The following is a 13036-nucleotide window of genomic DNA, read 5'->3' on the forward strand; positions in this document are numbered from 1 at the left end:
CCCCACCGCTGCTATATTCAGTCCAGCTCGGCAGGCACGGTGCCTGCCCTCGAATCACAGGGAGTTGGACATGGGTCTGGTACAGGCGGTGAAGGGTGCGGTTGGCGGTGTTCTGGCCGACCAGTGGAAGGACTTCTACACCGTGCCGGCGGGCCTGCCGTCCACGGCGGCGCTGTTCGCGGCGGTGCCGCAGGGCACCAATGCCGGCCGCGGCTCCAACACCAGCGGCTCGTCCAACATCATCACCAACGGCTCGAAGATCATCGTGCCCGAAGGTTACGGCCTCCTGCTGTTCCAGGACGGCGCGATCACTGCGTTCGTCGCCGAACCGGGTGGCTATGAGTGGCGCTCGGACGATCTGAACTCGCAGTCGATCTTTGCCGGCGACGGCCTGGTCAGCACCTTCATCAAGCAGAGCTGGGAGCGGTTCAAGTTCGGCGGCCAGCCGGGCTCGCAGCAGGCCGCCTACTTTGTCTCGCTGAAGGAGCTGCCGGACAACCGCTTCGGCACCCAGTCGGAAATCTACTGGGACGACGGCTTCCTCAACACCCAGGTCGGCGCGGTCACCCGTGGCTCGTACACGCTGAAGATCGTCGACCCGATCCTGTTCGTGAAGAACTTCGTACCGGCCAGCTACCTGCGGCCCGGCCAGGTGTTCGACTTCACCGATCTGGACAATGCCGCCGCCAGCCAGCTGTTCAATGAAGTGGTCGGCTCGCTGGCACCGGCCTTCAGCCTGTACACCAACGATCCAGGCAAGGGCAACCGCATCACCAAGCTGCAGCAGGACTCGCTGGGCTTCGCGCAGAGCCTGTCGGCCGCGGTCGAGCAGGGCTACCAGTGGAAGTCGGACCGCGGCCTGGCCATCGTCAAGACCGCCATCGTCTCCATCGAATACGACGCCAACACCCGCGAACTGCTGAAGACCGTGCAGCGCGCCGATGCGCTGTCCGGTGCGCGTGGCAACTCCAACCTGCAGGCCAGTGTTGCCCAGGGCATCCAGTCGGCAGGCGAGAATGGCGGCGCGGCAGGCCTGGTCGGTGTCGGCATGGCATCTGGCATGTTCGGTGTCGGCGGCATGCAGCAGCCGGTGGCCCCGGCTGCGGACGACCCGGTCGCCAAGCTGAAGAAGGCCAAGGAAATGCTGGACCTGGGCCTGATCACGCAGAGTGACTACGACGCACTCAAGGCCAAGGCACTGGGCCTGTAACCGGCAGGACGCATACACAACATGTCCGATCCCCGAAACGGCCCACCGCCGCTGCCCGGATCCCTGCCCGCGACGCCGCCGCCCTTGCCGGCGGCGTCGTTGGATGGGCCGGGTTCGCCGCAGGACGTCCCTCCCCTGCCCGGCAGCTTCCCATTGGACACCTCGAAGCTGCCGCAGGCGATCCGCGATGAAGTGGAAGCGCCTGATCCGGTCGCCATCGACACCTCGGCCAGCGAGCTGAAGGATGGCCTCAACCGCTGCCCGAAGTGCGGCGCCACCGACATCCGGCCCAAGGCCGGCACCGATATCCTGGTCTGCCTGTACTGCCGTCACGAATGGCATGGTGCGCGGGTCGAGGAGGAATTCGGGCTGGGTGAGGCCATCGACCAGCTGCGCGGCACCGTCGTCGCCTCCGGCGCACGCGACATCGACGCCGACACCTCGGCATTGATGACGTTCAAGTGCACCGGCTGCGGCGCCGAAGTCACGGTCAATACCGAAAGCACGATGACAGCCCGCTGCCACTGGTGCCGCCACGTCTTCGGCGTCAACGAACAGATCAGCAATGGCGCGGTGCCTGATGCGGTGCTGCCCTTCCATATCCGGAAGGACGACGCGGTCGCGCGCATCCGCCAGTTCGTCGACAAGCGCCGAATGTTCGCGCTGAAGGCATTCAAGGACCAGTTCACCCCGGAGAACGTGGTGGGCGTGTTCCTGCCCTACATGATCGTCGACAGCAATGTCAGCGCGGCCGTGGCCGGCAAGGGCGAGATCAAGACGCGCGAATACACGGTGGGCAGCGAGAAGAACAAGCGCACCCTGTACGACGCCGATGTCTACCAGGTCGAGCGCCAGGTGGATTTCACCGTCGATGACCTGCCACTGGAATCCTCGGCCGAGCGCGGGAATCTCGATACCCGCGCCAACACCAACAACATCATCAACACCATCCTGCCGTTCGACACCAAGAACGCGGTGAAGTGGAACGCCTCGTACCTGGCCGGCTTCACTTCGGAGAAGCGTAACCTGGACGTGGAGAAACTGCGGCCGCGACTGGAAGACCAGCTGCTGTCGATCGCCCGTTCGCAGGTGGAAGGTTCGGTGAAGCGATACAACCGTGGCGTGCGCTGGGAACAGGAACAGCTGGAGGTGCATGGTACCCGCTGGGTATCGATGTACCTGCCGGTGTGGCTGTACTCCTACCACCAGCCTGGAAAGAACGGCGGCATGCTGCACTACATCGCAGTGAATGGCCGCACCGGCGAGACCATGGGCAGCGTACCCGTGCAGCAATGGAAGATGCTGCTGGCGGCACTGGCCACCGGCACCGTCATTGAAGCCCTCGCAATTGCCTTCCTGGTGGCATCGACATGAGCGACGACAGTGGCCTCTGGCTGTTGGCGGCAGGTCCGGCCGGCGCAACCGCGCTGTACTGGGCGCTGTACCGCTATTACCGCAACACCGACAAATCCCACTCCTTCGAGCATGAAACCGAGATCGAGGCGAAGCCCATCACCGGCTCGGACCAGCAGGTGGGCAGGGTCACCGGCACCGAGGAGAAGCGCATCCGTGGTGACAACGTCTACGAGTACCGGAAGCGAGTGGTGAGGGTGAAGCCGGACGGGGATTGAAAACTTCGGCCAGCGGTTCCACGCTGCGCTACGCTGTTGCACAACCCAACAAGGAAGCAGGTTCATGCAGCGCATTCCAAGAGTGGTCGCGGGGCTTCTGGTCGCCATGGCGGCAGGCGCCGCGACGGGCCCCGCCCATGCCCAGAAGGTGTGCAACGTCATCGGAAAAGTCGCGGGCCTGATCCCGTCGCAGGGCGTCGCTGGTTTCGGCATGACAGTGCCGCTGACCGGCTGCTCCTGCGATCACTCCATGATCTGGATTGATACCTCTACGGATGGTGGAAAGGCCATGTACGCAGCGGTTCTGGCAGCGAAATTGAATGGCAGCCTGGTGCAGGCGACCTTCCAGGATGGCCAGGGCGCCAGCGCACCGGGAAATTCCTCGATCGTGTTCCGCTATTCGGCCACCTGCAAACTGGCGGCGTTCGAAATGCTGTAGCCGGTGTGGGCCTCGGCCCACCACCGGTCAAGACCGGCGCGGAACCCGTGGGCTCGCCCGCAGATCGCTGCGGGGGAGCCCCTACCTGGCCACTGCCCTGCTCAGCCGGCCTGACCCAGCCGCACCTTCAACTGCTGGATCTCCTGCTCGCTGACCCCGATCGACTTCAGGTACCCTTCCGCACCACCGTACTGGCGGTGCAGCGCCGCCAGGAACTGCTCCATGTTGTCCGGCGCGGTACCGGCCATGCCTGCCATCCTGCGGCCGATCTCCGGGTTCTGCTTGACCAGCGCCATGATCTGCGCGTTCATCGCGCTGTCCTTCGGCTGCCCTTCCAGGTAATGCGCGGAGATCGCGTAGTTGTGCACGATCTCGGCCTTGGGCACGCCGGCCAGGTCCAGCAACAGCCCGGCGATGATGCCGGTGCGGTCCTTGCCGGCCGTGCAATGGAACAGCACCGCGCCGTCCTGCTGCGCGGCGATGCGCTGGAACACCTGCTTGAACTGCGGCTGGCTGTGACCCAGCCACTGCACATAGGCTTCGCCCAGCGAATCCGGGAAGCTGGTCATCATCTTCTGCAGGTCCATCTTCTCCGTACCCATCAGCGAGATGCGCTGATAGTCGAAGCGACCGTCCTTGGCCAGCAGGTCCGGTGACTGTGCCTCCTCATCGGCGGTGCGCAGGTCGATGTCCAGCTTCACACCGGCGGCGACCAGCGCATCACGGTCGGCGTCGGTCAGGCGGCCGAGGTCAGCGGTACGCACGAACGCATCGGCCGGAATCGGGCCGTGGCGGCCCTGGAGGCCGGCGAACGTGCGCACGTTCCAGGCGCCCTGCAGCGGGATCACCCGCTGCGCATCGGCAGCGACGGGTTTCACATTGGCGGCGGCCGTCGTCTTCGCGGCGACAGCCTGCGGCGCATCAGCGGCAACAGCCGTCGCGGTCAGCGGCAGGCCCAGCATCAGGGCCAGGGCGAGTCCGGTATGGCGGGTCTTCATGGGGTTCTCCGTTCGAATCAGAAGTTGACGGCCACATCCAGGCCGAAGGTACGCGGGTCGTTGAAGATGCCGCTCTGGCCCAGTGCCGCGCTGTTGATCTTGTAGAACAGGTGCTGCTCATCCAGCAGGTTGCGTGCCCACAACGAGAACGACATCGTGGTGCCGGTGCTGTTGACCGGCACATCCACCAGCGCCACCCGTGCATTCACCACGAACGAACTGTCGGTGAGCATCTGGTCGTATTCGCTGGTGTAGTACCCATCAGACCAGTTGCCGTCCACATGGAACTTCAGCGCCGAGAAGTTGGCGAACGGCACCAGATAGTCGGCCGACAGGCTGCCCGCATTCTTCGGTGCCAGCAGCGGCTGCACGGTCACCTGCACGCCAGCGCCGAACGGGTCGGATGCTGTCTGCGCATCGATCTTCGTATAGGCGTAGTTGAGGCCGAGGGTGAGGTTGTCCACCGGCATCACGTTGAATTCCAGCTCCGCACCCCGGGACTTGCCATCGCTCAGCGCGTTGGTGGTGACCATGGTGGTGCGGGTTTCACCGCTGTTCGGGTCGAACGGCAGCGAGAAGTCCATCTGCTTGTGTGCGATGGTGGAATCGAACACCGCCAGGTTCAGGCGGGCACGGTTGTCCCAGAACTGCGATTTGAAGCCGAGCTCGTAGGCTGTCACCTCTTCCGGGCCGAACGCGCTGTAGTTGGTCGAACGCGAGTTGGCACCGCCGGCCTTGAAGCCGGTGCTGTACTTGGCATAGACCATCGCGTGCTCGCCCAGGTCGTAGGCGATGTTGACCATCGGGTCGAAGCGGCTCCAGCGGTCCTTGAATGCAAGGTTCGTTGCCGTGCCGTTGACGATGTACAGGCTGCCCTTCTTGTCATCACGGGTGTAGCGACCACCCGCGGTCAGGTGCAGGCGCTGCATTGCTTCCGGCGTCCACGTAGCCTGCCCGAACACGCCCAGGCTGTCGGTCCACGCGTTGCTGGCACGGTCGATGCGCACGCGCGAAAGATCCAGCGGATTGGTCGCCGGGTTCACCGTGTAGCTGTTGCCACCCGGCCCCCACACCAGCATGTTCGGGGTCTGCGCATTGTCGCCTGCGGTCTCATGGTAGTAGAACGCACCGCCGAGGAACTGCACCTGCGAGGTGTTTCCAATCAGCTGGAATTCCTGGCTGTACTGGTGCTGGTAGACCTGCGCCAGGCTGTAACGCCCGAACGGCGTGCCGGCGCCACCGTAGGCCGATATCGCATCGACCAGGCCCATGTCGAACTGGCCCTGGGTCAGTTCGCGGTAGGAGCTGATCGACTTCAGCTCAAGGGTGTCACTCAATGTCCACGACAGGTTCAACAGATGGCCACTGGTGCGACCGATGTTGTCTTCCTGCGGCCCGCCCAGGATGGCGCTGTCGCGGCGGTCCTGGCTGGCGCCGGCCTTCTGCAGCGGGCTGAGGTAGGCGCCCGGAACCAGCACCTGGGTGTGGTACGGCGTGGTGGCATCGTAGGAGCGGTCGAAGGCATACAGCAGCGAGAAGTCATCACTCGGCTGCCACAGCGCGCTCAGGCGTGCGCCGCGCTTGTCGTAGCTGTTGAAGTCACGCTCGCCACGCATGGGATTGTCGGTGGTGCCACCGCGCTTGGCCTGCACGGCGTCGATCTTGAAGCTGACATCGCCCACCTTGGGCAGGTCCAGGTGCAGTGCGCTGTTGTAACCGCTGAAGTTGGACACCCCTGCGCTGACGCTGCCACCAAACTCGCCGGTCGGCGCCTTGGTCACGATGCTCACCGCGCCGCCTTCGGTATTGCGGCCGAACAGCGTGCCCTGCGGGCCCTTCAGCACTTCGATGCGCTCCACGTCGTAGAGCATGCTGCCCAGGCCCTGCGCGCGGCCCATGAACACACCATCGACATAGATGCCGACGCCCGCGTCGCGGGCTGGCTGGTTGGCATCACCGGAGGCACCGATGCCGCGGATCCCGATATTCAGCGCCGAACTGCGGGTGGCAAACGGCGTGACCCGTAACGATGGAATGGAACCATCGGACAGGCTGCCCAGTGAGATCGCGCTGCGATCCTTCAGCGCTTCGGCATCGACCACCGACACCGAGATGGGTGTCTCCTGGAGGTTGGTGGCACGCTTCTGCGCGGTCACCATCACCTGGTCGAGGGCGACCACGGTGCGTGCGGCATCGGCGGACGCGCTGGCGTCGGCGCCCGGACTGTCTTCGGCATGGGCCAGCGCCGGCAGCGCGGCGGCGATGGCGAGGGTGAGCAACGGGCGGTGCAGCGTGGCGTGGCGCATCGGACTCATTCGCGGAAGGAGAAGGCCGGCGCAGTCTGGGAGGCGGGAATTACAAATGAATGACCGTTCATTCACACCTTTTGTGACGTACTATCCCGCCTCTGGACGCCCTGACCGCACGCAATGACGCCGAAATCCGCCGAAGCCCCGACCACCGAAGATCCTGCTGCAGCCCATGCCGAGGCCCAGCGCCGCCGCATCCTCGACGCCGCCCAGAAGTGCTTCATCACCCGCGGTTTCCATGCCGGTTCCATCGGCGACATCGCCGCCGAGGCCGAGATCAGCCAGGGGCTGATGTACCGCTATTTCGCCAACAAGCGCGCCCTGATCCTGGCCCTGATCGAACGCCAGCTGCGCCACGACCAGGCATCGATCAGCGCGATGCCGGCCGCGTCCGATCTGGTCGACGGACTGCTGGAGTGCTACCAGCAATGGGCGCGCGGCGAAGTGCTGCCGATCCATGGCAATGCCATCGCCAGCGTGGCGCTGTACGCGGAAATCAACGCCGAGGCCCATCGCGATCCGGAGCTGGCCGGTGTGCTGCGTACCCATGACAAGCAGACCAGCGCCGCCATCCAGGCTTGGCTGCGCCAACGCGATGCCAGCCTTGGCAAGGTTCTGGACGAAGAGCGGATTGCCGGCCGCACCCTGTTGCTGCGGTTGCTGGTGGAGGGCCTGGCGATGCGTGCCGTGCGCGATCCGGACCTGCCGCCGGCGCGCGTGCGCGCCCTGCTGGCCGATGCCATCGGGCGGGTGATGGCCGATTGAGCCGCCCTCACACGGTCTCCCACCCCACCGGCTCGATACTCGCGCGGCCCACCCTTCCGAGGATCCTGCGATGGCTGCCCTGCTTGCCCGTAGCTGCCTGTCCGCGCTGTGCTGCCTGGCCCTGCCCGCCCTGGCCCAGGATGCCTCGTTCGGCTTCGGCGAACAAACCACCCGTACCGAACAGACCACACAATCGAGCAGCACCGAGACCCGGAACAGTGGCGCGATGACCACCCAGACCACCACCAGCGGCAGCTCGCAGTCCGGGACACGCAGCGAGAGCAAAGGGATGGACGTGGACTTCAGCTTCCACGACAACAGCGATGACTGGGGCCATGACCGCCGGCGCGATGACCGCGATGTGCGCGACAGCGACCTGTTCGGCAGCTGGACACTGGGCCAGGAGAACGGCAGCAGCTGCACCATCGAGCTGAAGAACATCGAATGGTTCGGTGGCTACAGTGCCTATGTGCCTGCCGGCTGCCCGAATGGCTTCTTCTCGGCCAACCGCTGGGTGCTGTCGGGCAACCAGTTGCTGTTGACCGACACCAGCAACACCGTATTCGGGCGTTTCCGCGCGTCGGGCGGAGGGCGTTGGTCGGGGTATCGTGAAACGGATGGGGCGCGGTTGTACCTCAACCCCAAGGGGCGTTGAAATGCCCTGTCCACGCAACCTGCTTGGCGTCGCTCGCGGGCTGCTGATGGCTGCGCTGCTGCCCGGCGCTGTGATCACCGCAGCCACCGCTGCAACGCCGCCGTTGGCACCTGTCGAGGCCCGCATACCGTTCGCGCCCGCGCCGTTTACCGGCAGTGACGGCGCACGCCATCTCGCCTACGAACTGCACATCAGCAATTTCTACGGCGACACCGGCACCCTGCGGCCGCAGAGGCTGCAGGTGTTCGCGGACAGCTCTGCCTCGCCACTGCTGGACATGGACGCCAGTGCGCTGTCCACATGGGTGCGTCCCGCCGCCGCCGACGGTGCGTCACCCTCGATCGCTGCCGGCAAGCGCCTGGTCGTGTTCGTGTGGCTGACACTGCCAGCGGATGCACCGATTCCCCACGTGCTTCGTCACCACATCGATTTCGCCACAGAAAAGGCCGGAATCACGACGCTTGATGGCGCAGCGGTCAACGTCGCCACACACGCGCTACCAGTGCTCGGGCCACCACTGGCGGGAGGCCGCTGGCTCGCGCATGAAGGCCCGGGCGCCGCGCGGTCGCACCATTGGGGTAGCCTGGTGGCGGTGAATGGCGCGCTGACCATCCCGCAGCGGTTCGCACTCGATCTGGTCGGCGTGGATGCACGGGGGCGTGCGGTGCATGCCGCTCCCGAGCATCTGCAGAACGCGCGCCACCAGGATTGGGTCGGCTATGCCGTGCCGGTGATTGCCGTGGCCGACGGCGAAGTCCGCGATGTACGCGATGGCGAGCCGGAGCACCCTCCCCTTACCCCGCAGCCCGAACCGGCGTCACTGACCAGCCACGGCCTGTTCGGCAACTACGTGGTGCTGGAAATTTCACCCGGGGTGTTCGCCAGCTATGCCCACCTGCGCACGGGCAGCATCAAGGTCAAGCCCGGCCAGCGCGTGCAGCGCGGGCAGGCGCTGGGCGCGCTGGGCCAGTCGGGCAACTCCGCGGCGCCCCATCTGCACTTCCAGCTGTCCAACGGCGTCCGCTTCGAAGGCTCGGAGGGCATGCCCTATGTGTTCGATCGGTTTCAGTACTTCGGCCCGGAAACCGAAGCGCAGCTGTTCGGCCAGGGGGAGCCCTGGACCGCGCTGCCCGCAGAGTCACGCCAGCAGCAACTACCACTCAACGATGTGGTGATCGGCTTCTGAGCACGCCTTCACGGCAGAATTCTGTGCATCCGATCACATGGCAGATGCGGTTGTTCCAGGACTCACACCCACATCACCCAGCTGTGGCGATAGATAACACATGCTCACATAGCGTCATGCCGACGCCTGTTGCTACCGCCCTCGCCTCCAGTCACGCCACGCGCCATGGACGAAGCCGACCGCCTGCTTGAAATCGACCGCCTGCACCTGCTCGACACGCCAGCCGAACCGGTGTTCGATGCAATCGTTGCTGCCGCCCGCGCAGCGACCGGCATGACCATGGGCCTGATCTCGGTGGTGGCCGAGGAGCGCCAATGGTTCAAGGCCAATATCGGTCTCGAGGGTGTCAGCGAGACTGCACGCGATATCTCGTTCTGCACCCACGCCATCGAGCAGGATGAACTGTTCGAGATCCCGGATGCACGGCAAGACCCTCGCTTCTCCACCAATCCCCTGGTGACCGGTGGTCCGCGCATCCGTCACTACGCGGGAATCCCGCTTGGCTCGGCGCAGGGCGCCCGTATCGGAACACTGTGCCTGCTCGATCCGATGCCGGGCGTGCTGTCGCCCTCGCAGCGCGAACTGATGGTGCATCTGGCGCGGGTCACCACCCAGGTGCTGGAACAGCGCAGCACCCTGATGGCGCAGGTCGGCCAGGCCAAGGCACTGCACCGCGAACTGAAACGCAGCGAGGACTTCCTGGAACGTACCAACCGCGCGGCACGGGTGGGAGGCTGGGAGATGGACCTGCTCTCCCACGAAGTGCGCTGGACCCGCGAAACCAAGCAGATCCACGGCGTACGCGGCAACTATCAACCCACGTTCGACACCGCACTGTCCTTCTATCGCGAGGACAGTCGCAACATCATCCGCAGCGCGGTGCGGCGCTGCATCGATGAAGGCACCTCATGGGACGTGCAGTTGCCGATGACCACCGCCGATGGGCGCTCCATCTGGACCCGGGTGGTCGGAGGCCGTCAGCAGGTGGATGGGCACCCTCGCCTGGTCGGTGCCATCCAGGACATCACCGAGGAGCGTGCCGCGCTGGATGCCCTGGAGGCGAGCGAGACGCGCTACCGGCGCCTGTTCCACTACAGCCTTGGCCTGATCTGCACGCACACGCTGGAGGGCGTGCTGACATCGGTGAACCCGGCGGCCGTGCAGTCGCTGGGCTTCGATGAAAGTCATATGATCGGGCGCAGCCTGTGTGATCTGATGCCTCCCGAGAAGCGTGCTGCATTCAAGGCCTATCTCGCGCGGATCACGGTCAACCACACCGATGCCGGCGTCATCGAACTGATCGCCGCCGATGGCACCCGCCATTTCTGGGCGTATCACAACGTGCTCGACAGTGAGGCGAACCCTCCCTATGTGCTGGGCCATGCGCAGGATGTGACCGCACTGCGGATGCAGGAGCAGCAGCTGCGCGAGATGTCCTTCAAGGATCCGCTGACCCAGAGTTACAACCGCCGCTTCCTGCCGCGCCTGGACGAGCTGGTTGATCAACCCTGGGCCTGCCTGATGTTCGATCTGGATCATTTCAAGCAGATCAACGATACGCAGGGCCATGCGCGGGGTGACACCGTGCTGGTCGAGTTCGCCGCCTTCCTGCGCGCGCCACTGGGGGCAATGGAAAGCGTAGTGCGCATGGGCGGCGACGAGTTCATGGTGGTGCTGACCTGCCCGGAGCCGGGGCGGTTGGCCGCGCTGGAGCAGTGGTATGCGCAGCAGGCCGGTCGCTCGCCCACGCCCTTCTCGCTGGGCGCGACCCACCACGCGCCGGGTGAGTCGGTGGCCGACACCCTGCAGCGTGCCGACAGTCGTCTGTACCGCGAGCGCGCACGCGTGCGCATGCACCCGCGACCTGCAACCTGAGCCCCCCCGCAGCGGCCGCGCCCCTACTCCGCCGCCAACGCCTGGATCGGGTCCAGCTGTGCAGCACTGCGCGCCGGGAAGTAGCCGAAACCGAGCCCGATCGCAGACGAACACGCCAGCGCGGCGAGCACCGGCCCAGGCGTGAACAGGAACGGCACGCCCAGCGACAGCAGGCTGGACAGCGCGCCCACACCCAACGCGAACAACACCCCCAGCACGCCACCGAACAGGCAGATCAGCACCGCCTCGATCAGGAACTGGCGCAGGATGTCGCCCTGCCGGGCACCCACCGCCAGGCGCACGCCAATCTCGCGCACGCGCTCCTTCACCGATACCAGCATGATGTTCATCACGCCTACGCCTCCCACTACCAGCGCCACCGCAGCAATGGCCGAAACCAGTGCCGCCATGGTCTGGCTGGACTTCATCACCGCCTTGCGGATCTGGTCGGCGTTGTAGATGAAGAAATCACGCCGGCCGTGCAGGCGTTGCAGCTCCGCGCCCAGCGAGGCCTCCGCGGCGGTGGTTGGCACGTCATCCCGCACGCGTACGGTGATGCTCTCCAGCCGCTGGCTGCCAAGCAGGCGCGAGGACGCGGAGGTGTACGGCACATAGACCGTCGGCGTCGCCCCACCGGCAAACGTGTTTGGACCGACCACGCCGATCACTTCCACCGGCATGCCTCCCAGCAGCACCGTGCCACCGATCGGATTGCCGTTGAACAATGCCTTGGCCGCCTTCTGGTCGACCACGCCCACGGCACGATGCGCTTCCACCTCGGCATCGGTGAAGAACCGGCCCGCCTTCAGTCGCAGCCCGCGTACCCGCGGTAGATCAGCGCCCACGCCAAGCACCTGCGTATTGGCGCGCCGGTTGCCCTGCAGTGCGGCCACCGAACCGCTCAGATTGGGGCTTACGCTGTCTACGTAACTCAATGCGGCCAGGTGATCGGCATCGTCCACGACCAGCGTTTCGATCTCTGCCGAGCGCGGGTCACCAAAGTCCGCGCCCGGGAAGATGTCCAGCGTACTGGCACCCAGCTCGTTGATCTGTGACTCGACCTGCGCCTGTGCGCCCTTGCCCAATGCAACCACGGTCACCACTGCAGCCACACCGATGATGATGCCCAGCATGGTCAGCAAGGTGCGCAGCCGGTGGGCCAGCATCGAACGCACCGCCATCCGTGCAGCTTCCCTGATTGCATCCAGGCGCGCGCGGCGCGCGGCGCCCGGTTCTGGACTGCGTTCGTGGGCAGCAGCATTGCGTGCAACCGGAGGATCACCCGTACCACGGTCGGATACGACCCGACCGTCTGCGATCTCGATCACGCGTGTCGCGTGCGCGGCAATCGCTGCATCATGGGTCACCAGGATCACGGTATGGCCCTGCGCATGCAGGCGCTTGAGCTCCGCCATCACCTGCCTGCCGCTGGCATGATCCAGCGCGCCGGTCGGCTCATCGGCCAGCACGATGGCGCCGCCGTTCATCAGCGAACGCGCAATGGAAACGCGCTGTTGCTGGCCGCCGGACAGCTGGCTGGGCCGGTTCGTGGTGCGCTCACCCAACCCCAGTGTTTCCAGCAGCATGCGCGCACGGGCGGTGCGCGCATCGGCATCCACGCCGGCATAGACCGCCGGCAGCGCCACGTTCTCCGTGGCGCTCAGGTTCTCCATCAGGTTGTAGCGCTGGAAGATGAAGCCAAAATGCTCGCGACGCAGGTGCGCCAGTTCATCCGGTGACATCTGCTCGATTGCTGCGCCCTGCACGCGGTAGCTGCCTTCGGTTGGCCGGTCCAGGCAGCCCAGGATGTTCATCAGTGTGGACTTTCCCGAACCGGACGGGCCGATGATGGCGATGAACTCGCCCGCCTCGATGCGCAGCGACACGTCCTTCAACACCACCACCTCGCCGGCGGCCGAGCGATAGGCGCGCGAAACGCCATGCAGTTCCAGCAGCGCGTCGGCCATG

General features: G+C 65.5%; 11 protein-coding genes. 8 read left to right on the forward strand and 3 right to left on the reverse strand.

Annotation, left to right across the window (positions count from 1 at the left end; genetic code table 11):
- Positions 1-70: 70 nt before the first annotated feature.
- The 4 genes from ACZK4H_RS11590 (at position 71) to ACZK4H_RS11605 (ending at position 3280) form a co-directional block, all read left to right on the forward strand.
- Positions 71-1210 (forward strand): SPFH domain-containing protein, encoded by a 1140-nt coding sequence (locus ACZK4H_RS11590; protein ID WP_099551030.1) that lies wholly within the window; start codon positions 71-73, stop codon positions 1208-1210.
- A 21-nt stretch (positions 1211-1231) separates the two neighbouring features.
- Positions 1232-2584 carry a hypothetical protein gene (locus ACZK4H_RS11595; RefSeq protein WP_099551031.1) on the forward strand — a complete coding sequence of 451 codons (1353 nt, stop codon included), beginning with the start codon at positions 1232-1234 and terminating at the stop codon, positions 2582-2584.
- Positions 2581-2841 (forward strand): hypothetical protein, encoded by a 261-nt coding sequence (locus ACZK4H_RS11600; protein WP_099551032.1) that lies wholly within the window; start codon positions 2581-2583, stop codon positions 2839-2841. The genes ACZK4H_RS11595 and ACZK4H_RS11600 overlap by 4 nt, the downstream gene beginning before the upstream one ends.
- Before the next feature lie 64 nt (positions 2842-2905).
- A complete protein-coding gene (locus ACZK4H_RS11605; RefSeq protein WP_143567557.1) occupies positions 2906-3280 on the forward strand; it encodes a hypothetical protein in 375 nt (124 codons plus the stop codon).
- A 101-nt stretch (positions 3281-3381) separates the two neighbouring features.
- Here ACZK4H_RS11605 and ACZK4H_RS11610 read toward each other — a convergent pair whose 3' ends face one another.
- A complete protein-coding gene (locus ACZK4H_RS11610) occupies positions 3382-4278 on the reverse strand; it encodes a tyrosine-protein phosphatase (protein WP_099551034.1) in 897 nt (298 codons plus the stop codon).
- A gap of 17 nt (positions 4279-4295) precedes the next feature.
- Positions 4296-6584, reverse strand: a complete 2289-nt coding sequence (locus ACZK4H_RS11615; protein ID WP_197577773.1) for a TonB-dependent receptor — start codon at positions 6582-6584, stop codon at positions 4296-4298.
- 123 nt (positions 6585-6707) lie between these two features.
- Between ACZK4H_RS11615 and ACZK4H_RS11620 the strand changes: the two genes are divergently transcribed.
- The 4 genes from ACZK4H_RS11620 to ACZK4H_RS11635 all read left to right on the forward strand — a co-directional run bounded on the left by ACZK4H_RS11620 (position 6708) and on the right by ACZK4H_RS11635 (position 11068).
- Positions 6708-7352, forward strand: coding sequence for a TetR/AcrR family transcriptional regulator (locus ACZK4H_RS11620; protein WP_099551036.1), 645 nt, complete (start codon positions 6708-6710; stop codon positions 7350-7352).
- A gap of 70 nt (positions 7353-7422) precedes the next feature.
- Positions 7423-8007 (forward strand): AprI/Inh family metalloprotease inhibitor, encoded by a 585-nt coding sequence (locus ACZK4H_RS11625; protein WP_099551037.1) that lies wholly within the window; start codon positions 7423-7425, stop codon positions 8005-8007.
- A 1-nt stretch (position 8008) separates the two neighbouring features.
- The gene (locus tag ACZK4H_RS11630) at positions 8009-9193 is read left to right on the forward strand and encodes a M23 family metallopeptidase (RefSeq protein WP_158230198.1); all 1185 of its coding nucleotides are present in this window, start codon (positions 8009-8011) and stop codon (positions 9191-9193) included.
- Positions 9194-9358: 165 nt separating this feature from the next.
- Entirely contained in the window at positions 9359-11068 is a 1710-nt protein-coding gene (locus ACZK4H_RS11635; RefSeq protein WP_099551039.1) for a sensor domain-containing diguanylate cyclase, read from the forward strand.
- A 23-nt stretch (positions 11069-11091) separates the two neighbouring features.
- Here the strand turns inward: ACZK4H_RS11635 and ACZK4H_RS11640 are convergent, their stop codons facing one another.
- Positions 11092-13035 (reverse strand): MacB family efflux pump subunit, encoded by a 1944-nt coding sequence (locus tag ACZK4H_RS11640; protein ID WP_099551040.1) that lies wholly within the window; start codon positions 13033-13035, stop codon positions 11092-11094.
- Position 13036: the final 1 nt, after the last annotated feature.

This window comes from Stenotrophomonas sp. 78350_Sma, from assembly GCF_056482105.1.